23 protein-coding genes are annotated in these 26,591 nt (G+C 55.4%); 11 read left to right on the forward strand and 12 right to left on the reverse strand.

Features of this window, described 5'->3' with window-relative positions; genetic code table 11:
• Positions 1-146 precede the first annotated feature (146 nt).
• On the forward strand, positions 147-365 hold the full coding sequence (locus INF86_RS02130; RefSeq protein WP_003862794.1) for a YgdI/YgdR family lipoprotein: 219 nt from the start codon (positions 147-149) through the stop codon (positions 363-365).
• A gap of 132 nt (positions 366-497) precedes the next feature.
• Positions 498-1,538 carry an NADP(H)-dependent aldo-keto reductase gene (locus INF86_RS02135; RefSeq protein WP_193543180.1) on the forward strand — a complete coding sequence of 347 codons (1,041 nt, stop codon included), beginning with the start codon at positions 498-500 and terminating at the stop codon, positions 1,536-1,538.
• A gap of 105 nt (positions 1,539-1,643) precedes the next feature.
• Here the strand turns inward: INF86_RS02135 and lplT are convergent, their stop codons facing one another.
• The gene (gene lplT, locus INF86_RS02140) at positions 1,644-2,837 is read right to left on the reverse strand and encodes a lysophospholipid transporter LplT (protein WP_022649240.1); all 1,194 of its coding nucleotides are present in this window, start codon (positions 2,835-2,837) and stop codon (positions 1,644-1,646) included.
• Complete coding sequence (gene aas, locus INF86_RS02145; protein ID WP_193543181.1) at positions 2,830-4,989, reverse strand: bifunctional acyl-ACP--phospholipid O-acyltransferase/long-chain-fatty-acid--ACP ligase; 2,160 nt, start codon at positions 4,987-4,989, stop codon at positions 2,830-2,832. The genes lplT and aas overlap by 8 nt, the downstream gene beginning before the upstream one ends.
• 617 nt (positions 4,990-5,606) lie before the next feature.
• On the opposite strand from aas, the gene galR reads away from it, so the two are divergent.
• Positions 5,607-6,629 carry an HTH-type transcriptional regulator GalR gene (galR, locus tag INF86_RS02150; protein ID WP_003862806.1) on the forward strand — a complete coding sequence of 341 codons (1,023 nt, stop codon included), beginning with the start codon at positions 5,607-5,609 and terminating at the stop codon, positions 6,627-6,629.
• Here the strand turns inward: galR and INF86_RS02155 are convergent.
• The 4 genes from INF86_RS02155 to INF86_RS02170 form a co-directional block, all read right to left on the reverse strand.
• Positions 6,584-7,060 (reverse strand): GNAT family N-acetyltransferase, encoded by a 477-nt coding sequence (locus INF86_RS02155; protein WP_023306858.1) that lies wholly within the window; start codon positions 7,058-7,060, stop codon positions 6,584-6,586. The two genes, galR and INF86_RS02155, sit on opposite strands and share 46 nt — an antisense overlap.
• The gene (locus tag INF86_RS02160) at positions 7,057-7,830 is read right to left on the reverse strand and encodes a GntR family transcriptional regulator (protein WP_022649243.1); all 774 of its coding nucleotides are present in this window, start codon (positions 7,828-7,830) and stop codon (positions 7,057-7,059) included. The genes INF86_RS02155 and INF86_RS02160 overlap by 4 nt, the downstream gene beginning before the upstream one ends.
• A 78-nt stretch (positions 7,831-7,908) precedes the next feature.
• Positions 7,909-9,336, reverse strand: coding sequence for a glycoside hydrolase family 1 protein (locus INF86_RS02165; protein ID WP_193543182.1), 1,428 nt, complete (start codon positions 9,334-9,336; stop codon positions 7,909-7,911).
• Between the two features lie 7 nt (positions 9,337-9,343).
• Positions 9,344-10,669: a PTS sugar transporter subunit IIC gene (locus INF86_RS02170; protein ID WP_193543183.1), complete on the reverse strand. Its 1,326-nt coding sequence runs from the start codon at positions 10,667-10,669 to the stop codon at positions 9,344-9,346.
• A 299-nt stretch (positions 10,670-10,968) separates the two neighbouring features.
• Here INF86_RS02170 and INF86_RS02175 point away from each other — a divergent pair, with 299 nt between their 5' ends.
• On the forward strand, positions 10,969-12,006 hold the full coding sequence (locus tag INF86_RS02175; RefSeq protein ID WP_023298518.1) for a LacI family DNA-binding transcriptional regulator: 1,038 nt from the start codon (positions 10,969-10,971) through the stop codon (positions 12,004-12,006).
• On the opposite strand, the gene lysA is transcribed toward INF86_RS02175, so the two are convergent.
• On the reverse strand, positions 11,976-13,238 hold the full coding sequence (lysA, locus tag INF86_RS02180) for a diaminopimelate decarboxylase (protein ID WP_023306861.1): 1,263 nt from the start codon (positions 13,236-13,238) through the stop codon (positions 11,976-11,978). The two genes, INF86_RS02175 and lysA, sit on opposite strands and share 31 nt — an antisense overlap.
• A gap of 120 nt (positions 13,239-13,358) precedes the next feature.
• Between lysA and INF86_RS02185 the strand changes: the two genes are divergently transcribed.
• Positions 13,359-14,285 (forward strand): LysR family transcriptional regulator, encoded by a 927-nt coding sequence (locus INF86_RS02185; RefSeq protein ID WP_022649247.1) that lies wholly within the window; start codon positions 13,359-13,361, stop codon positions 14,283-14,285.
• On the opposite strand, the gene INF86_RS02190 is transcribed toward INF86_RS02185, so the two are convergent.
• Complete coding sequence (locus tag INF86_RS02190; RefSeq protein WP_023306862.1) at positions 14,280-14,972, reverse strand: aspartate/glutamate racemase; 693 nt, start codon at positions 14,970-14,972, stop codon at positions 14,280-14,282. The genes INF86_RS02185 and INF86_RS02190 overlap by 6 nt on opposite strands.
• Before the next feature lie 135 nt (positions 14,973-15,107).
• Between INF86_RS02190 and INF86_RS02195 the strand changes: the two genes are divergently transcribed.
• Entirely contained in the window at positions 15,108-15,431 is a 324-nt protein-coding gene (locus INF86_RS02195; RefSeq protein ID WP_193543184.1) for a cupin domain-containing protein, read from the forward strand.
• 33 nt (positions 15,432-15,464) lie between these two features.
• Here the strand turns inward: INF86_RS02195 and wzz(fepE) are convergent, their stop codons facing one another.
• Positions 15,465-16,601: an LPS O-antigen length regulator Wzz(fepE) gene (wzz(fepE), locus tag INF86_RS02200; protein ID WP_058646262.1), complete on the reverse strand. Its 1,137-nt coding sequence runs from the start codon at positions 16,599-16,601 to the stop codon at positions 15,465-15,467.
• Positions 16,602-17,144: 543 nt separating this feature from the next.
• On the opposite strand from wzz(fepE), the gene INF86_RS02205 reads away from it, so the two are divergent.
• Genes INF86_RS02205 through INF86_RS02220 form a run of 4 tightly spaced genes read left to right on the forward strand, consistent with a single transcriptional unit; the run spans position 17,145 to position 21,370 of the window.
• Positions 17,145-18,035: a carbohydrate ABC transporter permease gene (locus tag INF86_RS02205; RefSeq protein ID WP_003862825.1), complete on the forward strand. Its 891-nt coding sequence runs from the start codon at positions 17,145-17,147 to the stop codon at positions 18,033-18,035.
• Positions 18,028-18,930, forward strand: coding sequence for a carbohydrate ABC transporter permease (locus INF86_RS02210; RefSeq protein ID WP_022649251.1), 903 nt, complete (start codon positions 18,028-18,030; stop codon positions 18,928-18,930). The genes INF86_RS02205 and INF86_RS02210 overlap by 8 nt, the downstream gene beginning before the upstream one ends.
• A gap of 12 nt (positions 18,931-18,942) precedes the next feature.
• Positions 18,943-20,070, forward strand: coding sequence for an ABC transporter ATP-binding protein (locus tag INF86_RS02215; protein ID WP_046618705.1), 1,128 nt, complete (start codon positions 18,943-18,945; stop codon positions 20,068-20,070).
• Positions 20,071-20,083: 13 nt separating this feature from the next.
• Positions 20,084-21,370: an ABC transporter substrate-binding protein gene (locus INF86_RS02220; protein WP_023298522.1), complete on the forward strand. Its 1,287-nt coding sequence runs from the start codon at positions 20,084-20,086 to the stop codon at positions 21,368-21,370.
• Positions 21,371-21,440: 70 nt separating this feature from the next.
• Here INF86_RS02220 and INF86_RS02225 read toward each other — a convergent pair whose 3' ends face one another.
• The 3 genes from INF86_RS02225 to kduI form a co-directional block, all read right to left on the reverse strand.
• Entirely contained in the window at positions 21,441-22,856 is a 1,416-nt protein-coding gene (locus INF86_RS02225; RefSeq protein ID WP_022649253.1) for a sugar porter family MFS transporter, read from the reverse strand.
• A gap of 312 nt (positions 22,857-23,168) precedes the next feature.
• Entirely contained in the window at positions 23,169-23,930 is a 762-nt protein-coding gene (gene kduD / locus INF86_RS02230) for a 2-dehydro-3-deoxy-D-gluconate 5-dehydrogenase KduD (protein WP_003862835.1), read from the reverse strand.
• Between the two features lie 63 nt (positions 23,931-23,993).
• Positions 23,994-24,830, reverse strand: a complete 837-nt coding sequence (gene kduI / locus INF86_RS02235) for a 5-dehydro-4-deoxy-D-glucuronate isomerase (protein ID WP_017382863.1) — start codon at positions 24,828-24,830, stop codon at positions 23,994-23,996.
• A gap of 300 nt (positions 24,831-25,130) precedes the next feature.
• Between kduI and INF86_RS02240 the strand changes: the two genes are divergently transcribed.
• Positions 25,131-26,306: an oligogalacturonate lyase family protein gene (locus INF86_RS02240; protein ID WP_023298524.1), complete on the forward strand. Its 1,176-nt coding sequence runs from the start codon at positions 25,131-25,133 to the stop codon at positions 26,304-26,306.
• The last annotated feature ends 285 nt before the right edge of the window (positions 26,307-26,591 follow it).

Below are 26,591 nucleotides of genomic sequence, written 5' to 3' on the forward strand. Positions count from 1 at the left end.
TTCCTGTTGAAAACATAGTTTTTTACCAATTTTGCGCTCCGGCTAACATAATCTCCTCCTTTTTAAGATTTCCCCCCTTTCACCTGTCGTAATATCAGGTTATTACTACACTATGATTTGATACGAGCCAGGTGAGGATGAGAACGATGAAAAAATGGGCAGTAATTATCTCAGCAGTCGGTTTAGCGTTTGCGGTATCGGGTTGTAGCAGCGACTATGTCATGTCAACGAAAGATGGTCGTATGATCCTGACCGATGGCAAACCCGAAGTCGACGACGATACCGGTCTGGTGAGTTACCGCGATCGCGAAGGCAATCAAATGCAAATTAATCGCGACGAAGTCTCCCAGATCATCGAGCGTTAAACAGATAAAGGTCAGTAGCTTGCTGGCCTTTTTGATTTTTTCCTTCCCCTTTTGCCTTCCCTCTGCCATGTTTATATTCCTTTGTCGGGAGGTTCCTGACGCGGTCTGTATGTCTAAAAAAGGAAACCGGCTATGCATTATCACCGTATCCCCCATAGCGCTCTGGAGATCAGCCAGCTGGGGTTAGGCACCATGACATTTGGTGAACAAAACAGCGAAGCCGATGCCCATGCACAACTCGATTACGCCGTCAGCCAGGGCATTAACCTGATTGACGTGGCGGAGATGTACCCAGTTCCTCCCCGCCCGGAAACTCAAGGTCTTACCGAAACGTATGTCGGCAACTGGCTGGCGAAACGCGGCAATCGCGAAAAGCTGGTCATCGCTTCTAAGGTTAGCGGCCCTTCCCGTAATAACGATGCCGGGATCCGCCCTAACCAGATCCTCGATCGCAAGAATATCCGTGCTGCGCTGGATGCCAGCCTCAAGCGCCTGCAAACCGACTATCTCGATCTTTATCAGGTGCACTGGCCGCAGCGTCCGACGAACTGCTTCGGTAAGCTTGGCTACACCTGGAACGAGAGTGCTCCGGCCGTCACCCTGCTGGAAACACTGGAGGCGCTTACGGAATGCCAGCGCGCGGGTAAGAGCCGCTACATCGGCGTTTCCAACGAGACGGCGTTTGGCGTAATGCGCTATCTGCATCTGGCCGATAAACACGACCTGCCGCGGATCGTGACCATCCAGAACCCGTACAGCCTGCTGAACCGCAGTTATGAAGTGGGTCTCGCGGAAGTGACGCAGTACGAAGAGGTGGAGCTGCTCGCCTACTCTTGCCTGGGCTTCGGAACCCTGACGGGCAAATACCTGAACGGCGCGAAACCGGCTGGCGCGCGTAACACGCTTTTCAGCCGCTTCACCCGCTATAGCGGCGAGCAGACGCAAAAAGCCGTTGCGGCCTACGTGGATATCGCGAAACGCCACGGACTCGATCCGGCGCAGATGGCGCTGGCCTTCGTGCGTCGTCAGCCGTTTGTGGCGAGTACCCTGCTCGGCGCAACGACAATGGATCAGTTAAAAACCAATATTGAGAGTTTCCACCTGAACCTGAGTGAAGAGGTCTTAGCGGAGATTGAAGCGGTGCATCAGGTTTATACTTACCCGGCACCTTAAGTTGACGATTTGCCCGGTGGCGGCGTTGCCTTACCGGGCCTACAAAATCCGCCAACATCACGAAACGTAGGCCGGGTCAGGCGGAGCCGCCACCCGGCAAAGATATCACCGCCGACGCTGCCAGACCCACAGCCCGGTAATCGCCAGCGCAAACAGTGCGCCAAACCCCACCCCGATTGCCACAACCGGCGCACCTGCTTTTACCGCCAGCGAGTAAATCCCCAGCATCAGCAGCATCGCCATGTTTTCGCCAAGGTTTTGCACCGCAATGGCGTTGCCAGCCCCGACGGTCTGCTTGCCGCGCTCCTGCAAAAGCGCGTTGAGCGGCACCACAAAGAAACCGCCTAATACGCCGATCAGTAACAACAGGGCATAGGCTGGCAATATGGCATGTTGCAGGGAGAAGAACAGAACGCCGACGCCGATCAGGATCCCTGCAGGCATGCAGCGCGCAACGGTTTCAAGCGTTACCAGTTTGGCCGCAGCCCCGGCCCCGACCACAATCCCGACGGCGACCATGGCATTCAGGTAGGTCGGCGTGGCGTTGTCTGTTATGCCCAGCGCCACCGGCACCCACAGCACCAGCAGGAAACGCAGCGTAACGCCGGCCCCCCAGAACATGCTGGTGCCCATCAGCGAGAAGCGTGTTTCACCGTTACGCCACAGTACGCGGCAGGCGTTGAAGAAGCTGCCGGTCATTGGCCCGAAGCGCCAGGATTGTCCCGGACGCGCCACGGCCAGTTTGGGGATAAACAGGTTGGCGATCACCGCGCCACCGTACATCAGGGCACAGATGCCAAGCGCGGCGAGTACATGCCAGTCTGCCAGCACGCCGCCCGCCACCGAACCCAGCAGAATCGCCGCAATGGTGGAGGACTCCATCAGGCCGTTGGCCTTCACCAGCTTATCGCCGGTGGTGAGCTCACCCAGAATGCCGTACTTCGCCGGGGAGTAAGCTGCCGCGCCAATGCCTACCAGCGTGTAGCCAACAAACGGGTTGATACCAAAGCAGATGCTTGCCGCGCCCAGAAGCTTAAGACTGTTGGCAAACATCATGACCCGACCTTTGGGGAAGCTGTCCGCCACCTGGCCAACAAACGGCGCAAATACAATGTAAGCACCCACAAACACCATCTGTAGGATCGGCTGGCTCCAGTCGGGATAAAACTCAGCTTTCAGCAACGCCAGCGTAGCAAACAGCAACGCGTTATCGCCGAACGCGGAAAGAAACTGGGCGGCGATAACCGCCATCATGCCTTTCGACCAGATTGAAGTGTTAGTGTGTACTGACTCACGCATTATGCTGTTCCGCCTCTTCAACCATGCCCTTCAGGGTCACAAAATCGGGTTTACCGCTGCCCAGCACCGGTAACTGTTTGAGGTAACGAATATCGCGGGGGACCGCCAGCTCGGGGATACCATGTTCGCGCGCATACCTGAGAAGCGCATCACGCTTCAGTTCACCGTCAGTAGTAAAGAGCACCAGCGCCTCGCCTTTACTGGCATCACTTTTCACCACGGTCGCATGCATTTTCTCCGCCGAGACTGCGGTCGCCAGCGTCTCGACCATTTCAAGAGAGACCATTTCCCCGGCGATCTTGGCGAAGCGTTTTGCACGTCCCTGGATCTGCACGAAGCCCTGATCGTCGAAGCGCACGATATCGCCCGTGTCGTACCAGCCCGTTTCAACCTCGCCATTGACGTTCTCGGCCGTCGGCGCCTCAAGCACGCCCGGGTTTTCCACACGCAGATAGCCGTTCATGACGTTCGGCCCTTTCAGCTGAAGACGTCCGCCGTCTTCAATACCCGGCACTGCCAGCAGACGTGCGTCCAGCCCCGGCAGAATGCGGCCAACCGTTCCCGGTTTTGCCGCCATCGGAACGTTGATGGAGACCACCGGCGCGCACTCCGTCACGCCATAGCCTTCCAGAATGCGCAGGCCAAACTTGTCCTGCCAGATCTGGCGCGTGCTGTCCTGGAGTTTTTCCGCGCCCGCCACCACGTAGCGTACGCGGAAGAAATCATACGGGTTGGCGAAGCGCGCGTAGTTACCGAGGAAGGTGGACGTCCCGAACAGCACCGTGCAGTTACGGTCATAAACCAGCTCCGGCACAATGCGGTAGTGCAGCGGGCTTGGGTAGAGGAACACCTCGGCACCGGTCAGCAGCGGCGTAAAGAGACCCACGGTCAGACCAAATGAGTGGAACAGCGGCAGCGCTGACATAAAGCGATCGTTGGCGGTAAAGTCAGCAATAGTTTTAATCTGTTCGACGTTCGCCAGAATGCTTTTGTGGCTATGAACCACACCTTTCGGGTTGCCTTCAGAGCCGGAGGTAAAGAGGATAATGGCATCATCTTCCGGCTGCTGCTTAACCTGCGCCAGACGCGGCATCAGCAGGTGCGCGAAAATCCACAGCTTGTCAGCGGTCGTGACGTCTGCTTTCAGATCTTCCAGGAACACCCAGCGCACCTGCGTCAGCTGTTCCGGCAGGTGCCACAGCTTGCCTTTATCCAGGAACTGGCGGGAGGTAAAGATGGTGTTGATTTGTGCTGCGGTAATCGCGCTGGAGAGCCCTTTCACGCCCGCCGTGTAGTTCATCATCGCCGGAATGCGGCCTCGGGAGACGGCACCAAAGATCACCGCCGCGCTGATACCCGCGTTTGGCAGCATCAGGCCGATCTTTTCGCCCTGTTTGCTGTACTTTTCCAGGATACGCCCGACAAACAGCGTTTTGGTCAACAGCTTACGGTAGGTATCCGGCGTAAAGTTGATGTCTTCGATGCAGTTTTTCTTCGCACCGTAGCGATACTGCGCCGACAGCAACGATTCATACAGCGTTTCGCGCGGGCGTACGGCCATGCGCGCTTCCATCATAATCTGGTGCAGCATTTCCCCGGCGATTTTACGGCGGTCACGCGCGCGCGGCGCCTCGGGCATCGGCAGTGACGTCGGCGGTAATATATGCAGCGTAATTTTCGGGAACAGACGCTGCTTCACCAGCCCTTTCAGACGGCTGAAAAAGGTCAGCTCAGCCCCGTCGATGCGTAGCGGCACGACGGTGGCCTGAGACTTCGCCGCGACAAAACCGGCCCCGTCGTAAATTTTCATCAGGGAGCCCGTCACTGAAATCCGCCCTTCCGGGAAGATAACCACCGGACGCCCCTGCCCAATCAGACGCACCAGATGTTTAATCATCATCGGTTTGGTAGGGTCGAGCGGGACAAAATCAATCAGCGGCCTGAGCCAGCGCATGTACCATTTTTCACTGATGGAGCTGTACACCGCAAAGACGGGCCGCACGGGCAAAAACAGCGCCAGCAATACGCCATCAAGAAAAGAGACGTGATTCGGTGTGATAAGAACACGCTCGCTATAGAGTGCCTGCGTATCGCCAGTCACGCGAATGCGAAACAGGACACGAAACAGTGTGCGGAAGAACCCAAAAAACATTTCAACTCCCTTTGCCAGCCAGTGTGAAAGGTATAAATGGTGGCAGATTACACGAGAAGTAGTGAGGGAGCGATAGCAAAAACAGAGGCGAAAAAAAACCTGCGCATCCGCGCAGGTTGGTGCAAGTGAAGAGTACGAAAACGTACCAGGAATTCTCACCAATCAATACCTCTGGGATCTTGATTGTGGCCTCCGGCGACAGACTTCGCCAGCAGGAAAACGCAAGGGAATGAGCCGAAGTGCAACCAGGTGTGAATAATCTCTTTTGCTGTTACAGGTTGAACTTACAGGCAAAAAAAAACCTGCGTAAAACGCAGGTTGGTGTAAATCGTGTTAATCAACCGAAGTTGATTCCACCTATCAATACCTCTGGGATCTCGACTCTAGCAATTCACAACGCATCGTTGCCAACGGACAATCGCAACAGCCTGAGGCAAAGTGTAACTAAAGGTTCAGATTGACATTAATCAGACATGACTGTCCGTGTAACGATTACACCGCGAGGGATGTTCTGCTTCACGTTTGCAGAGGACGCTCACCTGCTCCCCTTGAATGCACGCCGCTTTTCCGCAACACTAGTTAGTGTGTAAACGCTTACCCCTATAAGAAGGTATTGAATGGCGACAATTAAGGATGTGGCTCGTCTGGCCGGTGTTTCCGTCGCGACCGTCTCCCGCGTGATCAACAACTCCCCAAAAGCGAGTGATGCATCACGCCAGGCCGTGCAGGACGCCATGGAAAACCTGAATTATCACCCTAACGCCAACGCACGCGCCCTTGCCCAACAGTCGACAGAAACCATCGGGCTTGTGGTCGGGGATGTATCCGATCCGTTTTTCGGTGCGATGGTCAAAGCCGTAGAACAAGTTTCTTATCACACCGGTAATTTCCTGCTGATTGGTAATGGCTACCACAATGAACAGAAAGAACGCCAGGCCATTGAGCAGTTGATCCGTCATCGCTGTGCGGCGCTGGTGGTCCATGCCAAAATGATCCCCGACGCCGAGCTGATCCATCTGATGAAACAGATGCCGGGGATGGTGATTATCAACCGTATTATTCCCGGATTTGAAACCCGCTGCGTGGCGCTCGACGACCGTTACGGCGCATGGCTCGCAACCCGTCACCTGATCCAGCAGGGCCATACCCGAATTGGTTATCTGTGCTCCAACCACCCAATTTCCGATGCGGAAGATCGCCTTCAGGGCTATTACGACGCGCTGCGCGAAGCCGGTTTGCCGTGCAACGATCGTCTTGTGGCGTACGGAGAACCGGATGAGAGTGGCGGCGAACAGGCGATGACCGAGCTGCTCGGCCGCGGGCGGAATTTCACCGCCGTGGCCAGCTATAACGACTCCATGGCCGCCGGCGCGATGGGCGTGCTGAATGATAACGGGATTGACGTCCCGGCAGAAATTTCGCTGATTGGCTTTGATGATGTGCTGGTGTCGCGCTACGTGCGCCCTCGCCTGACCACCGTGCGCTACCCGATTGTGACCATGGCAACGCAGGCGGCAGAACTGGCGTTAGCGCTGGCCGAGCATCGCCCGCCACCGGAAATTACCCACCTGTTCAGCCCAACCTTAGTGCGCCGTCACTCGGTGGTATCGCCCGCGGAAGCCGTGAGCGAACAGCGATAGAGATGGACGGTTTTATCCGGGTATTCCAGCGCATCACCGATGTAGTGCCAGCCGTAACGTTCGTAGAAGTCGCGGCAGGCAGACCAGAGATGAAGCTCGTGATACCCGGCGCGTCGCGCGTAGCCGATAACATGCTGCTGAAGTTTTCCCGCCAGCCCGTTTCCCCGCGCGGCTTCATCGACATACAGCGCAGCCAGCCAGGGATGAAGATCCTGCCGGGAAATTAAATCGCAACGCCACAACCCAACGGTGCCCAGCAGCTGGTCATCCTCAACGGCAATAAAGGTGAGCGGTAACTCGCCTGGCGTCAGGCTGTGCTCGACAATGCTCTGGAAAAAGGCACGCGGCATACCTTCACCAAACGCGTTCCAGATCCAGTCGATCACCTGCTGTGTAAACTGCGGCGCAGCGTGAAGCGGCAGTATATTCACACCAGCTTCCCCTGGAAAAGAGGGACCGATTCGAAGAGATAGCCGTCAAAATCGGGCGCGTCTTCGTCTGACAGCTCAAGCAGGCTCTTTTTAACGTTCTCAAGGTGCTGGAACATCGCCTGCCAGGCCCCCATCACGTCGCGGCGGCGGAGCGCAGCGAGAATGGTTTGCCTGTCTCCGAGCCACTTCAGGCGCCAGGCGCGGCTGGCGATATGGCCATTGAACTGCTGCCACAGCGGACTGCTGTCCATGTGATGCCAGACACTCTCAACCGTCGCCAGCAGCATCTGGTTTTGTGTGGCCCCAGCCAGCACCAGGTGGAACATTTTGTTGTTGTCCTGGCTGCGATCGTCGACGGCAATCGCCCGTTGCTCTTGCTCGATAATGCGGCGCAGGTTGTCGATGTCCGCCCGTGTCGCCATTTTTGCGGCAAAGGCAGCGATGTTGCTTTCAAGCAGTTGACGCGCCTGGAGAATTTCAAACGGCCCAACGTCACTGTTCAGAAAACGCTCTTCCTCGTTTTCATGCTCTTCCGGAATGCGCATCACGTACACGCCAGACCCCTGGCGAATATCCACCGTCCCCTGAAGCTCAAGCATCAGCAGCGCCTCGCGCACGATAGTGCGGCTGACGCCATACGTCTCGGCGATGTTGCGCTCCGGCGGCAGACGCGATCCCACGGGATAATGCCCCTGGATAATCTGCGCCCGTAAATCCTCGCCAATCTCCTGGTACTGTTTTTTTTCCGGCAGGATGACAGCCTTATCCACGTTTTCACCTGTGTTTTTCAGTTAATGCGCGGGCCGGACGTCCTCCCGGCCAGTTTGTGCGCTATTTTACCAGAAGGCTTACTTCCATTCATCGTCTACCCTGAGCGTCAGCACACGCTCATCGCGCAGCTGGCGGAACCAGGACGCTGATTTCTTTGCCCGCCGTGCGCGTTGATTTTCAAGGTCGATCTCAATCAGCCCGTAGCGGTTTTTAAACGCGTTCATCGGGGAGACATTGTCGGTGAAGGCCCACAGCATATAACCGTGACAGTTCGCCCCCGCCTCCCGCGCCAGCAGCGTGTAGTAGAGATGTTCGCTGATAAACGCGATGCGGTACGTGTCGTCAATGACGCCGTCACGATTGCGATACTGCGCTTCGTTCTCCACGCCCATCCCGCTTTCCGCCACAAACCAGTCAATGTTGCGATAGTCGTTTTTAATCCGCATCGCCATGTCGTAAATAATGCGCGGAAAGATCTCCCAGCCGCGGGAGGTGTTCATACGCCGTCCGGGCAGCTCAAACGGCTCGTAGTAGTACGCCGGATGGAACGGCGTCTCCGGGTGCCAGGCGCGGGACGGGGCTTTGACGCGATGCGGGTAATAGAGGTTAATGCCCAGCTCATCGACGGTGTTGTCGGCAATCAGCGCCAGCTCGTCAGCCGTGTAGTCCCACTGCACCTGATGCTGCGCCAGCAGGGTAAAGAGCGCCTGCGGATAGCGCCCGTGCACCAGCGGGTCGAGAAAGACGCGGTTGTAGAACAGATCGTACATCTCTGCCGCTCGCACGTCATGCGGCGCGCGGGAGCGCGGATAGGTCACTTCCGGGTTAAGAATACAGCCCACCGTGCCGTCATAACCTTTCTCGCGAAACAGCTTCACCACTTTCGCCGTCGCCAGCACCTTATGGTGGTTCCACTGCATCCAGGTGCTGGTGCTCTGCTCATAGGGCCAGCGCAGCGCGTCAAGGTAGACGCGCGTCTGGACCACAATCGGTTCGTTGAAGGTAAACCAGCGGGTGACTTTGCCGTGAAAGCGCTCAAATACCTTTTCTGCATAGCGAACGAACAGCTCGACGACGTGCTTTGACGCCCAGCCGCCGTAGGTCTCCAGCAGCACGCCCGGCAATTCGTAGTGTTCCAGGCAGATCATCGGCTCAATGCCCTGACGGTGCATTTCATCGAACAGCGCGTCGTAATACGCGGCGTACTCTTCATCTACCGTCGCATTTTCATAGTCGGTTAAAAAGCGCGACCAGTTGATCGAGGTGCGATAGTGCGTCAGTCCCGCCTGCTTCATCAGCGCTACATCTTCGGGGAAGCGATTGATAAAGTCGGTTGCCACCGCCGGACCATAGCCGTTGTGCCAAACGTGACGATCGTTCATGTACCAGAGATCGATCCACGAATCCTGCCCCGGCTTTTTGCCGCTCCAGCCCTCGGTCTGCCAGGCCGATGCCGCCGCGCCCAGAATAAAATCTTGCGGTATGGCTATCTGTTTTGTGCTCATCGTATCCTCATGCGTTATCGGTGGCTTGTTGCAGTGCGGCCTGCTCTGCGCGGCGTGAAGCAATTTTCACAAACGGCAGATAGATAATCACCGCGGTCACGATGCAGATAAACTGGGTGATGACCGCCCCCATGGAGCCCGCCGTTGACAGCCAGGCGTTGATCAGCGGCGGCGTGGTCCAGGGCACCATTACCACGGCTTTCCCGGCAAATCCGGTCACGGTGGCAAAGTAGCCAATCGAGCCCGTCACCAGCGGCGCGATGATGAAGGGGATAGCCAGGATCGGGTTGAGCATGATTGGCATACCGAAGATCACCGGCTCATTGATATTAAAAATACCCGGCCCGATGGAGAGCTTGGCTATCTCCTTCATCTCTTTACGTTTGGTGGCAATCATGACGGCTATCAGCAGGCCGATGGTCAGGCCGGAGCCGCCGATGCTCATATAGACGTCCCAGAACGGCATGGTGATGATGTTTGGCACCTCTTTGCCCTGCTCGAACGCGCTCATGTTAACGGTGATTGCCCCCAGCAGCAGCGGCTCGCGGATCGGCTTGATCATCTGGTTGCCGTGAATACCAATCACCCAGAACAGCTGGGCAACAAACATCAGCAGCAGGATCCCCGGCAGGCTTTGCACCACGCGCTCCAGCGGCTGTTGCACCACCTGGTATACCGCGTCGTAGAGATACATGCCGGTAACCTGATGAAACACGAAGCCAAAGGTGGCGATGGCGGTGGTGGTGATAATGGCCGGGATCAGCGCAGAGAACGACGCGGCAACGTTCGGCGGCACCGTGTCCGGCATCCTGATTTTCAGCCCCTTGCGGTTTTCCAGCCAGCAGTAGATCTCCACCGACAGGATGGCGATAAACATACCGAGGAACAGGCTGCGGGTATCTGAGAACTGGCGCAGCAGCACATCTTTCACCATGTGCATCTCACCGTCCACCAGCATTTCCACCGTGGTCGGCGTCACGCAGATAAAGCAGATCACCGCCAGCAGGCCGGGGAACAGGGACTTAATGCCGTTAATACGCCCCAGCTCAATGCCGATTAAAAACACCGCGCCGATGTTGAGAAAGTTCAGCGTGGCGTAGTTGAGCGCGCTGGTGATCGGCTTTAAGGCCGCGAGAAACGACAGCGACTGAAAGCTCGCCAGACCGTTTTTCGGATCCAGCACCATATTGGAGATCAATACCGAGAACGCCCCCACTATGATGACTGGCATTAAGGTAATAAACGCAGACTTGATCGCCTGGATATAGCGATAGCTGTTGAAGGTAGTGGCAAAACTGCCCAGAGCGTCGATCAGTTTTTCCTGAAATGCCATAGGGTAATACCTCAGTAAAAGGGCTTTTATTGAATAAGGTGTACAGCCGGATACTATTGGTATGCCAAAAATAGCGTCCACAGGCGATTTGTTCTGTGATTAAGCTCCCAACGCCGTTAGAGGTATTCCAGATTATGATTTATCACCATTTTGGTATACCAATGACAGGCATTTATTCCGCGGGCGAGGATCGTTACTGAAAAGCGTGATCGTTATGGGGTTTTGTCCTTCCCACGTCGCTTATGCGCCGGATGGTCTGTGTTAAACTGCAAACCATTACGTGGAAACAGGAATTTCGAATGGCAACAATGCTGGATGTCTCACTGCGTGCGGGCGTGTCGAAGGCCACCGTTTCGCGCGTGCTGAACGGCACAGGTCAGGTTAAAGAGAGCACGCGCCAGCAGGTATTTCGCGCGATGGAGGAGCTGGGCTATCGTCCGAACTTTCTCGCGCGCTCGCTGGCTAACCAGACCAGCAACAGCATCGGTCTGGTCGTCTCGACGTTCGACGGTTTTTACTTTGGTCGTTTGCTACAGCAGGCGTCACGGCAGACCGAAACGCACGGTAAACAGCTGATTGTTACCGACGGTCACGATGCCCCTGAACAGGAAGAACTGGCGGTGCAGATGCTCGCCGACCGCAAGTGCGACGCCATCGTGCTGTACACGCGTTACATGAGCGAAAAGACGATCCTGAAGCTGATCAACAGCGTGCAGACGCCGCTGGTGATCATTAACCGCGAAGTGAGCCAGGCGGCGGATCGCTGCGTCTTCTTTGAACAGCAGGACGCAGCCTTCAAAGCGGTGGATTACCTGATAAGCCAGGGCCATCGGGAGATCGCCTGTATCACCGTCCCGATCCACACCCCAACGGGTAAAGCGCGGCTGATGGGCTACCGTAAGGCGCTGGAGAAGCACGGTATTCGTCTCGATGAGCGGCGGATTAAATACGGCGATGCAGGCATGACGCGGGGTTACGAGCTGTGCAAGGAGCTGATTGCGGAAAAGACATCGTTCAGCGCCCTGTTTGCCTGTAACGATGACATGGCCCTGGGCGCCTCCAAAGCATTACACCAGGCCGGGCTGAAGATCCCGCAGGATATTTCGCTGTTTGGTTTTGACGATGCCCCCAGCGCAAAGTGGCTGGAGCCTGCCCTGTCGTCGGTGTATTTGCCGATCGACAACATGATCGTCACGGCGATCGACCAGGCGATCCGGCTGGCAAAAAACCAGCCGGTTGAAGCGATCCCACCGTTCACCGGCACGCTGGTGTTACGCGATTCGGTGACAACAGGGCCCTGGTTTAATCAGACCAGCTCTAACGCCAGCAGCTCCTGAATGGTCTGGCGACGGCGAATCAGCCGCGCCACGCCGTTATCAAACAGCACTTCCGGCAGCAGCGGACGGCTATTGTAGTTCGAAGACATAGACGCCCCGTACGCACCGGTATCATGCAGCACCAGATAATCTCCCGGTTTTACCTCTGGCAGCGAACGGGTTTCGACTTTCCCGCCTTCCTGCTGAGTAAAGACGTCACCGGATTCACACAGCGGGCCGGCAACAACGGTCTCGATGCGCGGGGCGTTGACCAGATCGCGGCCATCGGCGGCAAGCGCGGTGATGTGATGATAGCTGCCGTACATGGACGGGCGCATCAGGTCGTTGAAGCCAGCATCAATCAGCACAAAGTGACGGCTTCCCATCTCCTTCACGCTCCGCACCTGCGCCACCAGCACGCCAGCTTCGGCGACCAGGAAACGACCCGGCTCAATCTCCAGCTTCACCGCATGGCCCAGATGAGCGGCGATGCTGTCACGCGCGGCGCTCCACAGGCCGTAATAGTGATCCGTGTCGATCGCCTCTTCCCCTTCGCGGTAAGGGATCGAAAGCCCTCCCCCGGCGGAGATCGCCTCCAGATCCTGACCAAAATCGATAACCTGACGCACCATCGCGCCACAGACCTGCTCAAGATGGCCATAATCCACGCCGGATCCGATATGCATGTGAATACCCACCAGCTTAAGGTTGTAACGTTGTAAAACCTCCAGCGCCGCAGGCATATCGGCATACCAAATCCCGTGCTTGCTGTTTTCGCCCCCGGTGTTGGTTTTCTGACTGTGACCGTGACCAAAGCCCGGGTTGATGCGCAGCCAGACGCGATGGCCCGGGGAAACCTGCCCAAGCTGTTCCAGCATATCCACCGAACCGGCATTCACCGGGATTTGCAGCTCGTGCACGCGCGCCAGCGTGGCGTCGTCTATCAGGTCAGCGGTGAAGACGATCGCGTCGCTATCGGCCTTTGGATCAAACCCGGCCGCCAGCGCACGTTCGATTTCACCCAGCGATACGGAGTCAACCTTCACGCCCTGCTCGCGCATCATGCGCAGAATATGAATATTGGAGCAGGCCTTCTGCGCAAAACGCACCACGTCAAACTGATGCAGCGCGGCGATTTTCTCGCGAACAATCTGCGCATCGTAGACCCACACCGGACAGCCGAATTCGGCAGGCAGGCGCAGCAGGTTATCGGCGTTTAAATCGGTTTCGGTCTGGTTGAGCGGGCGTGGCATGGTCGTCTCCGGTATTCTGTTTTTTATCATTACGCCATAGCCTGAAGAGAATAAAAAATATCGTTTTATCGTGAGTCTATGCAAAAATGATATGGACCACGATCAGCCATCAGGTGCCCTATGCCCGCCGTTAACCTACGCCATATCGAGATTTTTCATGCGGTGATGACCACCGGCAATCTCACTGAAGCCGCGCAGATGCTGCACACCTCGCAGCCGACGGTCAGCCGCGAGCTGGCGCGTTTTGAGAAAGTGCTGGGGCTGAAGCTGTTTGAACGCACCCGCGGCAGGTTGCATCCAACGGTGCAGGGTTTACGTCTTTTTGAGGAGGTTCAGCGCTCCTGGTACGGGCTGGACAGGATCGTGAGCGCGGCGGAGAGCCTGAGGGAGTTTCGCCAGGGCGAGCTGTCCATCGTCTGCCTGCCGGTCTTTTCTCAGTCATTCCTGCCGGTACTGCTACAGCCGTTTCTGGCCCGCTATCCGGAGGTCAGCCTGACCATCGTGCCGCAGGAGTCGCCGCTGCTGGAGGAGTGGCTTTCGGCCCAGCGCCACGATCTGGGTCTGACCGAAACCCTCGTCACGCCAGCGGGAACGGAACGCACGGAGCTGCTCTCGCTGGATGAGGTCTGCGTGCTGCCTGCCAGCCACCCGCTTGCTTTCAAAGCAGTTCTGACTCCGGCAGATTTTCACGGTGAGAACTATATCAGCCTGTCGCAGACCGACAGCTACCGGCAGCTTCTGGATGGCCTGTTTGCCGAACATCAGGTGAAGCGGCGGATGGTGATGGAAACGCACAGTGCGGCATCAATTTGCGCGATGGTGCGCGCGGGCGTGGGTATTTCGGTGGTGAACCCGCTCACGGCTATGGACTACGCCAGCAGCGGCGTGGTTCTGCGCCGTTTTAGCGTTTCCGTTCCCTTTACGGTAAGCCTGATCCGCCCGCTGCACCGGCCCGCCTCAGCGCTGGTTGATGCCTTTAGTGAACACCTGATTGCGCACGCGCGTCAGGTGGCGCTTCGCTTACCTGACCTGCAAAAACCTTTATGACAGCATAAACTCCACCGCATCCGCGGCATGGATGGCGGCGGTATCAAAGACCGGTATCGGGCTTTGGTCTGCCGGCACCAGCAGGCCAATTTCGGTACAGCCGAAGATGACTCCTTCCGCCCCCTGCTGCGCCAGTTTCTCAATCACGCTGACGTACCAGGCGCGCGAAGCTTCGCTGAAGGTGCCGAGGCACAGTTCATCAAAAATAATCTGGTTAATGCGCGCCCGGTCTGCCTCCTCCGGGATCAGGCTTTCAATCCCGAACTGGCTACTCAGCCGCCCGCGGTAAAAATCCTGCTCCATGGTGTAGCGCGTCCCCAGCAGCGCCACGCGCGTCATGCCGGCGGCACGTATGGCACGCCCGGTGGCATCCGCGATATGTAAGAACGGCAGCGAACAGCGGTCTTCAATATGCGACGCCACCTTATGCATGGTGTTGGTACACAGCAGAATACCCTGCGCGCCCGCACGCTCCAGGCCAAGTGCGGCGTCCGCCAGCATTTGCCCGGCTTTGTCCCACTCCCCGCTCGACTGGCAGGCTTCTATTTCATGGAAATCCACGCTGTGCAGCAGCAGGCTGGCCGAATGCAGACCGCCCAGACGCTGTTTGACGCCTTCATTAATCAGGCGGTAGTACGGGATCGTTGATTCCCAGCTCATGCCCCCTAACAGACCGATCGTTTTCATCTTTCCTCCTGTACGTTTCACCCAGTGAAGCAAACTTGTGATCGCCTTTCCAGTTATTTGGCTAAACGTTTTCTTTTCGCTGCGGCTGAGATAAGTTAAATGAAACAATGTTTCATTACATAACAGGGCGAAAATATGTTTATTTTCCATAAAGAGACCATGCTTGAGGATTTGGGCAACGGCGTGACGCGTCGTATTCTGGCGCACGACGGCAGGATGATGGCGGTGGAAGTGAATTTCGAGCAAGGTGCGATTGGCCCGCTGCATAACCACCCGCATGAGCAGCTCACCTACGTTCTCTCGGGGGAATTTGAGTTCACCATTGGCGAGGAAAAGCATGTGGTGACGGCGGGCGACACTCTCTATAAAAAGCCGCACGTGATGCACGGCTGCGTTTGCCTCAAACCCGGCACCTTGCTGGATACCTTTACGCCGGTACGCGAGGATTTCCTGAAATAAAAAAAGGCGCTCATCAGAGCGCCTTTTTTCATGTTATTCCGTAACCGGCTCAGGAAGTTGTTCCGGCAGCGGGTTGCGGGAGCGCATTGCTTCGCGCAGCAGCACGCTGCCACAGGCGAACAGCCCACCCAGAATACCCGCCAGCAGCACGATCAGTGCTTTGCCCGGGCCATCTTTTTTCACAGGTATAGAAGGAGAGAGCTGGTATTTGAAAGGCTCCAGGCTCACGTCTTCGAAGGAGAGTTTTTGCAGCTGCGCCAGATAGTATTCGCGGTTCTGGAAATCGGCGTTCAGCTCAGAAACATCCTTCAGATTTTTTTCAATCTGCAATTTCTGCGCAATCCCGTCCGCGCCGAGCGCGACGGAGTAATCCGGATCGTCTTTCACCGCCTGTCCGTTACTGTAAACCGGCTTTTTGATCCCTGCCGCGTTCGCCACTTCCAGCGAGTAGTTAAGGCGTTGCAGGTTGGTATTGTGGATATTGGTCAGTCGAACCCGATCCAGCTCCAGCTGCTGCTGAACCGTTTTGGTTCTCAGGATCAGCTGATCGCGGATGTTTTGCATGGTCTCCTGCTCGACGATGCGGGAAATGTACTGAATGTAACCATTCAACACTTTCTGCGCGTCCTCTGCCGTTGGGGCAGTGAAGCTTAACGTCCAGGAGAGATACGGTGCTTTATCAGCATTTTTTTCCTGGGTGTTATCAATAGCCTTCATCTTTTCGGCGATATTGACCACCGCGCGGTGCAGCTCCAGCGGGTCAACCTCGGCGCCATCGAGCTGAGCCATCACGTAAGGAGAGCTCTTCATGTACTCTTCAAGCAGGGACTGAGACTGAAACTTTTTGATAAACAGATTAAATACATCCGCACGGGTAACTTTAACGTCCACATCAAGCACCTGCAGCGTCACCATCATCTGGCGCAGCGAACTCCACTGCGTCTGTTCCGCTGGCGTAATGACCGCTTTACTGGTCCATTTTTGCGGTATCAGGAAGGCGATTGCCAGGCCGACCAGTGCAAATGCAAACACAATGGTAATGATGCGTTTTTTTGCTGCCAGCAGGACGTCCAGCAGACCCAGGAGATCTATTTCTTTAGCGCTGACCGCCGGGGGAGCATAGTGAGGAAAGTTGAGATCCGTATGTTGTTTGAAATCCATTGCTGACATAACTGTTCTTCTTTTAAGGATGCAGTGAAATTCTGCCTGACTGGTTCCGGTTTGAGAAATCATACAAGAATGTAAGAATTATCTGAATGCCGAATTGGTACATCTGTAGACCTGCTATCAGATCTGGTAGTTAGCCACGCTGCGTGACTATTGTTTTTCCCGTTTCCACTTGTGCTTCGTCTCGCCTCCTCGCAGCCCCGACGAACGTCCGTGAAAAGTCAAAAATGCCACCTCCCTCACTATATTGAAACAGCGTTTCGACGCTGATCACATTTCCATCATTAAGCGAATGACGCAGAAATAAATCGCAATAATATAAAATAAAACGATGTTTTAGTATCCAAGAACGGCGGTTCAGCTCTTTTGAAACCCAACGCATTTAGCGCAAAGAGGAAGGCAAAAAAGCGTTAATAAACAATTTTATATTTAGCCGACGCCAGATATTGCACCCTAAAATTCAGCTCTCATGCCGCGCGATGCTGGCCTGGGAAGATGTAACAAAGCAGATTCCGTTTTAAACCATTGATCGCCAGGTAGGTATGTATGAATGAAAACAAGCTGCTGGGGCTCGCATGGATATCACCCTACATCATCGGGTTGATACTCTTTACGGCATTCCCCTTCGTCTCATCATTTTTCCTCAGCTTTACGGATTACGATTTGATGAGTCCGCCGGTGTTTAACGGCATCGAAAACTATCGCTACATGTTTACCGAAGACACGCTCTTCTGGAAATCAATGGGCGTGACCTTTGCATACGTATTTTTAACCATTCCGTTAAAGCTCGCCTTCGCATTAGGGATTGCCTTTGTCCTGAACTTTAAATTACGCGGCATCGGATTTTTCCGTACTGCCTACTATATTCCGTCGATCCTCGGCAGTTCCGTCGCCATTGCCGTATTGTGGCGCGCCTTATTTGCGATCGATGGCCTGCTGAACAGCTTTATCGGCGTATTTGGTTTTGACCCGGTGAACTGGCTGGGTGAACCGTCACTGGCACTAATGTCCGTTACCCTGCTGCGCGTCTGGCAGTTCGGTTCCGCGATGGTCATCTTCCTGGCCGCGCTGCAAAACGTACCGCAGTCCCAGTATGAAGCGGCGATGATCGATGGCGCATCGAAATGGCAGATGTTCATGAAGGTGACCGTGCCGCTGATTACGCCGGTGATCTTCTTCAACTTCATCATGCAGACCACGCAGGCGTTCCAGGAATTTACCGGGCCGTACGTGATCACCGGCGGCGGGCCGACCTATTCGACCTACCTGTTCTCGCTCTACATCTACGACACCGCGTTTAAGTATTTCGATATGGGTTATGGCGCGGCGCTGGCGTGGATCCTGTTCCTGGTGGTGGCCGTCTTCGCCGGTATCGCCTTTAAGTCGTCGAAATACTGGGTGTTCTACTCCGCCGATAAAGGAGGCAAAAATGGCTGATATTCAACAACTCTCCACGGCAAGAAGCATCGCCGAACGCGAAGTAGCCCGCACGCTGCGCAGAGAGAAAATCAATGCCACCGTTCGCTATGCGATCCTGCTGTTTGTCGGCCTGCTGATGCTTTACCCGCTGGTGTGGATGTTCTCCGCGTCGTTCAAACCGAACCACGAGATCTTCACCACCCTGAGCCTGTGGCCTGCCCATGCCACCTGGGACGGCTTCATCAACGGCTGGAAAACCGGCACCGAGTACAACTTCGGCCACTACATGCTGAACACCTTTAAGTATGTGATCCCGAAAGTGATCCTGACCATTATCTCCTCCACCATCGTGGCGTATGGCTTTGCCCGCTTCGAGATCCCGTGGAAGAAGTTCTGGTTCGCCACGCTCATTACCACCATGCTGCTACCCAGCACCGTGCTGCTGATCCCGCAGTACCTGATGTTCCGTGAAATGGGCATGCTGAACAGCTATATGCCGCTGTACCTGCCGCTGGCCTTCGCCACCCAGGGGTTCTTCGTCTTCATGCTGATCCAGTTCCTGCGCGGCGTCCCGCGTGACATGGAAGAGGCGGCGCAGATTGACGGCTGTAACTCCCTTCAGGTGCTGTGGTACGTGGTTGTGCCGATCCTTAAACCGGCCATTATCTCCGTCGCCCTGTTCCAGTTCATGTGGTCCATGAACGACTTTATCGGGCCGCTGATTTATGTCTACAGCGTGGATAAATACCCGATTGCACTGGCGCTGAAAATGTCCATCGACGTCACCGAAGGGGCGCCGTGGAACGAAATTCTGGCAATGGCGAGCATCTCCATTCTGCCATCCATCATTGTCTTCTTCCTGGCACAGCGCTACTTCGTACAGGGCGTCACCAGCAGCGGAATTAAAGGTTAAGAGGGAAATACCATGGCTGAAGTTATTTTCAACAAGCTGGAAAAGGTCTACTCCAACGGTTTTAAAGCGGTACACGCTATCGATCTTAAAATCGCCGAAGGGGAATTCATGGTGATCGTCGGCCCATCCGGCTGCGCCAAATCCACTACTCTGCGCATGCTGGCGGGACTGGAAACCATCAGCGGCGGCGAGGTGCGTATCGGCGACAAGATCGTGAACAACCTCGCGCCGAAAGAGCGCGGGATTGCGATGGTGTTCCAGAACTACGCCCTCTATCCACACATGACGGTGCGCGAGAATCTGGCCTTTGGCCTCAAGTTGAGCAAGCTGCCGAAAGATCAGATTGAGTCCCAGGTGAATGAAGCCGCCAAAATTCTCGAGCTGGAAGAGCTGCTCGACCGCCTGCCGCGCCAGCTTTCCGGCGGCCAGGCGCAGCGCGTGGCGGTAGGCCGTGCGATTGTGAAAAAACCGGATGTGTTCCTGTTCGATGAGCCGCTTTCAAACCTCGACGCCAAACTGCGCGCCTCGATGCGTATCCGTATTTCCGACCTGCATAAGCAGCTGAAGAAATCCGGAAAACCGGCCACCACCGTTTACGTGACCCACGACCAGACCGAAGCGATGACCATGGGCGACCGCATCTGCGTGATGAAGCTTGGCCATATCATGCAGGTGGATACGCCGGACAATCTCTACCACAAGCCGAAGAACATGTTCGTGGCGGGCTTTATCGGCGCGCCGGAGATGAATATACGCAAAAGCATGCTGGTCGAAAAAGCGGGACAGCTGCACATCGCCATTGGTGATGAAACCATGCCGCTGAACGCGGAGAAGCAGGAGAAAGTCGCCGCTTACGCGGGTCAGGAGATCTTCTTCGGCGTGCGCCCGGAATTTGTGTCGCTCTCTGATGAGCCCTTCCCGAACGGCGGCTGTAGCGGGGAGATGGTGCGCGTTGAGAACATGGGCCACGAATTCTTTGTGTACCTGAAGGTCGCGGACTACGAACTGACCGCCAGAATCCCGTCCGATGAAGCTAAACCAATGATTGATAAGGGACTTCATCGTAAGGTGTATTTCACGTTTGATATGAATAAGTGTCATATTTTTGACGCAAAAACTGAACAGAACCTCTCTCTCTGATGGAGTGATAAAAATGAAAAAAGTGCTTTTAAGCGCAGCTATCTCCGCGACCCTGGGCCTTACCGCTTTGCCATCGATGGCGCAGAATGTGGATTTACGGATGTCCTGGTGGGGCGGCAACGGCCGTCACCAGGTCACCCTGAAAGCGCTGGAGGAGTTCCATAAGCAGAACCCGGACATCAACGTGAAAGCGGAATACACCGGCTGGGACGGTCACCTCTCCCGTCTGACCACCCAGATTGCGGGTGGAACCGAGCCAGACGTAATGCAGACGAACTGGAACTGGCTGCCGATCTTCTCCAAAACCGGTGACGGCTTCTACGATCTGAACAAGTTGAAGGAGGTGATCGACCTGTCGCAGTTCGATCCCAAAGAGCTGCAAACCACCACCGTGGATGGCAAGCTGAACGGCATTCCGATCTCGGTGACGGCGCGGGTGTTCTACTTCAATGACGAAACCTGGAAAAAAGCGGGTATTGCGTACCCGAAAACCTGGGACGAGCTGATGGCGGCCGGTAAAACCTTCGAGAGCAAGCTCGGTAAGCAATACTATCCGGTGATCCTGGAGCACCAGGATACGCTGGCGCTGCTGAATTCGTACATGATCCAGAAGTACAACATTCCTGCGGTGGATGAGAAAACCAAAAAGTTCAGCTACACAAAGGAACAGTGGGTGGAGTTCTTCCAGACCTACAAAAAGCTGATCGACAGCCACGTCATGCCGGACACCAAATATTATGCCTCATTTGGTAAGAGCAACATGTATGAGATGAAGCCGTGGATCCAGGGAGAATGGGGCGGCACCTATATGTGGAACTCCACCATCAACAAATATTCCGACAACCTGAAGCCACCGGCGAAACTGGAGCTGGGCAGCTACCCAATGCTGCCGGGTGCCACCGACGCGGGCCTGTTCTTCAAACCGGCGCAAATGCTGTCGATTGGTAAGTCGACCAAAAACCCGGAAGCGGCGGCGAAGCTGATTAATTTCCTGCTCAACAGCAAAGAAGGGGTCGATACGCTGGGCCTTGAGCGTGGCGTACCGCTGAGCAAAGTAGCGGTGCAGTATCTGACTGAAGACGGCACCATTAAAGAGGACGATCCTTCCGTGGCAGGCCTGCGTCTGGCGCAGTCGCTGCCGGCGAAACTCACCGTCTCGCCATACTTTGACGACCCACAGATTGTGGCGCAGTTCGGTACTTCTTTGCAGTATATCGACTACGGGCAGAAAACCGTGGAAGAGACGGCCGCTGACTTCCAGCGTCAGGCGGAGCGTATTTTGAGACGTGCGATGCGGTAAACACTAAGCCGCTTACCGGGCCTACACGGTATCGTAGGCCCGGTAAGCGAAGCGCCACCGGACAATTACATTACACGCCGATATTACGTAGTTTCTCCCCTCTCATCAGCTTGCGTTCAATATGCTCCAGTGTCACGCCCTTGGTTTCGGGGATCAACCAGAAGGTCACACCGATAAACGCCACGTTCAGCACCGTATAGAGCCAGAAGGTGCCTGCCGCGCCAATCGCATCCAGCAGCGTCAGGAAGGTCGCGCCAATGATCATGTTCGACACCCAGTTGGTGGTGGTGGAACAGGTGATACCAAAGTCGCGGCATTTCAGCGGCTGTATTTCAGAGCACAGGATCCACACCACCGGCGCGGCGCTCATCGCGTAACCGGCGATACACATCATGGTCATGCCCACGGAGAGCCAGGAGAGGCCGCTTGACGCCGTGCCGTTATCGAACTGCATCAGGCAGTAGCCAAGGATTAAGGTGCCGAGCGCCATCACGCTAAAGCCAATTTTCAGGGCGGGTTTACGTCCGGCCTTATCAACGGTGAACACCGCGATAAAGGTGGCGAACATAAAGGTCAGCCCCACCACCAGCGTGGCGATCATCTGCTGTTCGGTGGTGGTAAAACCGGCCATTTTAAAAATGCGCGGGGCGTAATACATAATGATGTTCATCCCCGTAAACTGCTGCATCGCCTGTAACAGCATGCCGAGGAACACCGCGCGGCGCACGTTGCGGTTCGCCTTAAACAGGGACCAGCCGCCCTGCTTCAGCTTCAGGCTTTCGCGGATTTCGTTCAGCTCTTCACGCGCTTTTTCAGACGTGTCGCGCAACATGCGCAGCACCTCTTCCGCCTCCACGTGACGCCCTTTTTGCGCCAGCCAGCGCGGGCTGTTCGGCAGGAAAATGACTAACACAATCAGCACCAGCGCAGGCAGCGCCAGCACGCCAAGCATTGCCCGCCAGTTGCCGCTGTAGCTGAAGTACGTATCCGACAGAAACGCCAGCACGATACCGAGCGTCACCATCAGCTGATACATACTGATCATCTTCCCGCGCACGTTCTCACTTGCCATTTCAGAGAGATAAAGCGGCGCGGTGTAGGACGCGATACCCACCGCTACGCCAAGCAACACGCGTGAAAGCAGCAGCACTTCTATGTTTGTCGCAAACGCGGAGCCGATGGAGCCTGCGACGAACAGGATCGCCCCAACCATCAGGCTGTATTTGCGCCCGAGACGGAACGACAGCCAGCCGTTAAACAACGCGCCGATGGCCGCGCCCAGCATCATGCTGCTCACCACCCACTCTTGCAGGCGGTTGCTTAACGTAAAGTGGTCGGTAATAAAGGGCAGTGCGCCAGCGATAACGCCGATATCCAGACCAAACAGTAGACCGGCTACGGCGGCCGCAACAGAAACAAACTGGTTCATGCGTCGGGTATCGCGCAGCGCAGCGGGCATAAGGGTAGAGTCATTTATAGATGTCATAGTTTCCTGCCTCAACAGCGAAATTCGTTAAGTGAAATTACGAGATACCGGAAGAAAGTGTCAGGTCGGAACTGGTGAAGATATGGATTATTTCGCTACGACATACCGTTCTGTGATGGACATTACAATTTCAAATCAGGGTGGTTTAACCTTATTTTTTATTAATTAGTTAATATTTAAGCAATAAATGTGTGATACCCGTCATTTATTCCTTTTTAGTATGGATTTTTCATCTTTAAGGATATGGATAAAGCCAATTTTGGCGCAAAAAAAACCTCCACCCGAGGGCAGAGGTTCTTTATTAAGGCTGAATTAACGTGCCAGCCAGCCGCCGTCAACGGCGACGGTATAGCCGTTAATGTAATCCGAAGCCGGAGAAGCCAGGAACACAACCGGGCCCATCAGATCGCTCGGCAGACCCCAGCGACCCGCTGGAATACGTTCCAGAATTGCCGCGCTGCGCTCTTCATCAGCACGCAGCTGCTGGGTATTGTTGGTGGCCATGTAGCCCGGCGCAATCGCGTTGACGTTGATATTGTGCTGCGCCCACTCGTTCGCCAGCAGACGGGTCACGCCCATCACGGCGCTCTTCGATGCGGTGTAAGACGGTACGCGGATGCCGCCCTGGAAAGAGAGCATGGAGGCAATATTGATGATCTTGCCGCCTTTCCCCTGCGCGATGAAGTGCTTCGCAGCCGCCTGGGACATAAAGAACACGCTCTTGATGTTCAGGTTCATCACGTCGTCCCAGTCCGTTTCGCTGAAGTTAATCGCATCTTCACGGCGAATCAGGCCCGCATTGTTGACCAGAATATCGATATGCCCGAACTCCGCCACCGCGCGATCCAGCAGTTCAGGGATCGCATCGATTTTGCGCAGGTCCGCGGTCAGGCTCAGGAAACGACGGCCCAGCGCGGTGACGCGCTCGATGGTTTCCGTTGGCTCTACGATGTTAATCCCGACGATATCACAGCCCGCTTCCGCCAGACCTAACGCCATACCCTGCCCCAGCCCGGTGTCACACCCGGAAACCACAGCCACTTTACCCTGCAGAGAAAATGCATCCAGAATCATGTTTGTTCCTTAATCGTTCAGCGCCTGTCACCAACAGGCAGATGTGTGCTTAACTGCCTGCGACTAGCGCAGATCCTTAACAGCGACGTGGTCCATGTCATCGAAGACCTGGTTTTCACCGACCATACCCCAGATAAAGGTATAAGCTTTCGTTCCCACGCCAGAGTGGATGGACCAGCTTGGCGAAATGACCGCCTGCTCGTTGTGCATCACGATATGGCGAGTTTCCTGCGGCTGTCCCATCATGTGGAACACGCAGGCATCTTCATCCATGTTGAAGTAGAAATAGACTTCCATGCGGCGCTCGTGGGTATGGCACGGCATGGTGTTCCACAGGTTGCCCGGCGCAAGCTCGGTCAGCCCCATGCTGAGCTGGCAAGTTTCCAGCACATCCGGTACGAAGTATTTATTGATGGTGCGGCGGTTGCTGGTGAGGTTGTCACCAAGGGTCACCGGGGCAACGTCCGCTGGCGTGACTTTTTTGGTTGGGTAAGTCGTATGAGCCGGGGCGCAGTTGTAGTAGAACTTCGCCGGTTTGCTGCCATCGATGCTGGCGAACACCACTTCTTTCGCGCCTTTTCCGACGTACAGCGCGTCACGGTGACCAATTTCGTAGCACTGGCCATCGACGGTTATGGTGCCCGGCCCGCCAATGTTAATCACGCCCAGTTCACGGCGTTCGAGGAAGTAGCTCACGCCCAGCTGTTTGCCCACTTCACCGCCCACGGAGACGGTTTTCGCCACCGGCATAATCCCGCCCACAATAATGCGGTCAATATGGCTGTAGACCATGGTGTACTTGTCGGCTTCGAACACTTGCTCAACTAAAAACTCACTGCGCAGCCCCTGAGTATCCAGCGTTTTTGCGTGCGCACTGTGGATGCTTTGTCTGACGTCCACGTAAACCTCCAGAATTGATCGTGCCCGAAGGCAAAGATGAATAACGAAACAATGTTCCGTTTTCGTGATGAACACATATTATCCCCTGTACATGGGGTTTTCAATTACATTTAAAACAACGTTTCATTTTTTCTGTATGTTTATGCCAGAAATGGTGTTTCGATCACGATAAATCTTTAAGCCCCTCAATCTGGCTAAAGAAACTGAGAATTTGCGCTGTCAGTCACACACAATGAAACGATGTTTTGATAATTTAACACCTAGTTTTCAACCTATATTACGCGTTCAAAGGAGTGCATTATGGCTAAAGGTATGCGGGTCAAGCTGAACTACGAGGTCAGCCGCGATCCGGATACAGGCGTGGAAGTTACCCGCCTGACCCCACCGGAAGTAACCTGTCATCGCAACTACTTTTACCAGAAGTGCTTCTTTAACGATGGCAGCCACCTGCTGTTCGCCGGGGAGTTCGACGGTCACTGGAACTATTACCTGCTGGATCTGAAAAACGCCGAAGCGGTGCAGCTGACCGAAGGCGCGGGCGATAACACCTTTGGCGGGTTCCTCTCTCCGGACGATCAATCCCTCTACTATGTGAAGAACGATCGCACCCTGCTTGAGGTGGATTTACAGACGCTGGCAGAGCGCGAAGTGTACCGTGTCCCGGAAGAGTGGGTTGGCTACGGCACCTGGGTCGCGAACAGCGACTGCACCAAACTGGTAGGTATTGAGATTGCCAGACGTGACTGGACGCCACTCAACGACTGGAAAATTTTCCACGACTTCTTCCACAAAGGGCCGCACTGCCGCCTGCTGCGCGTTGATCTAAAAACGGGTGAAAGCACCACCATCCATGACGAGAAGATCTGGCTGGGACATCCGATTTATCGCCCGTTCGATGACAATACCGTGGCCTTCTGTCATGAAGGGCCACACGACCTGGTTGACGCCCGCATGTGGCTGGTCAACGAAGATGGCAGCAACGTGCGGAAAGTGAAAACGCACGCGGAAGGGGAAAGCTGCACGCATGAATTTTGGGTGCCGGACGGGTCCGCGCTGATCTACGTCTCTTACCTGAAAGGTCAGCAAGGGCGCACCATCTCCCGCTTCAATCCGGACACCGGCGTGAATGAAGCGGTAATGAACATGCCCGCCTGTTCGCACCTGATGAGCAACGTCGACGGCACCATGCTGGTTGGCGACGGTTCCGGCACGCCTGTCGATGTGAAAGACACCGGCGGCTACACCATTGATAACGATCCTTATCTGTATGCCTTTGACGTGGCGAAGAAAGCCTATTACCGCATTGCCCGTCATGACACTTCCTGGGCTACGGTGGCGAACAGCCGCCAGGTAACCCACCCGCATCCGTCCTTCACGCCGGACGAAAAAGCGGTGCTGTACAGTTCCGATAAAGACGGCAAACCGGCCCTCTATATCGCGAAACTCCCCGAGCAACCTGAAATGTTACATGCCTGAATGAGTTAGTGTTTCTGTAACTGGCCTTGCCCTCCGATTCGGAGGGCTTTTTTTTGGGTGATTGCGACGCTTTTTGCCGGGTGGCGCTAACGCTTACCCGGCCTACGAAACGACTGATTGGAGAGAAAGTGTAGCCGGGTAAGCGCATCGCCATCCGGCATACGAAACGACGGAGTGGAAGGAAAGTGTAGGCCGGGTAAGCGCAGCGCCATCCGGCATACGAAACGACGGAGTAGAAGGAAAGTGTAGGCCGGGTAAGCGCAGGGCCACCCGGCCTACGAAACG

The sequence above is a fragment of the Enterobacter cloacae complex sp. I1M genome (assembly GCF_014982425.1).
GTDB classification, from domain to species: domain Bacteria; phylum Pseudomonadota; class Gammaproteobacteria; order Enterobacterales; family Enterobacteriaceae; genus Enterobacter; species Enterobacter intestinihominis.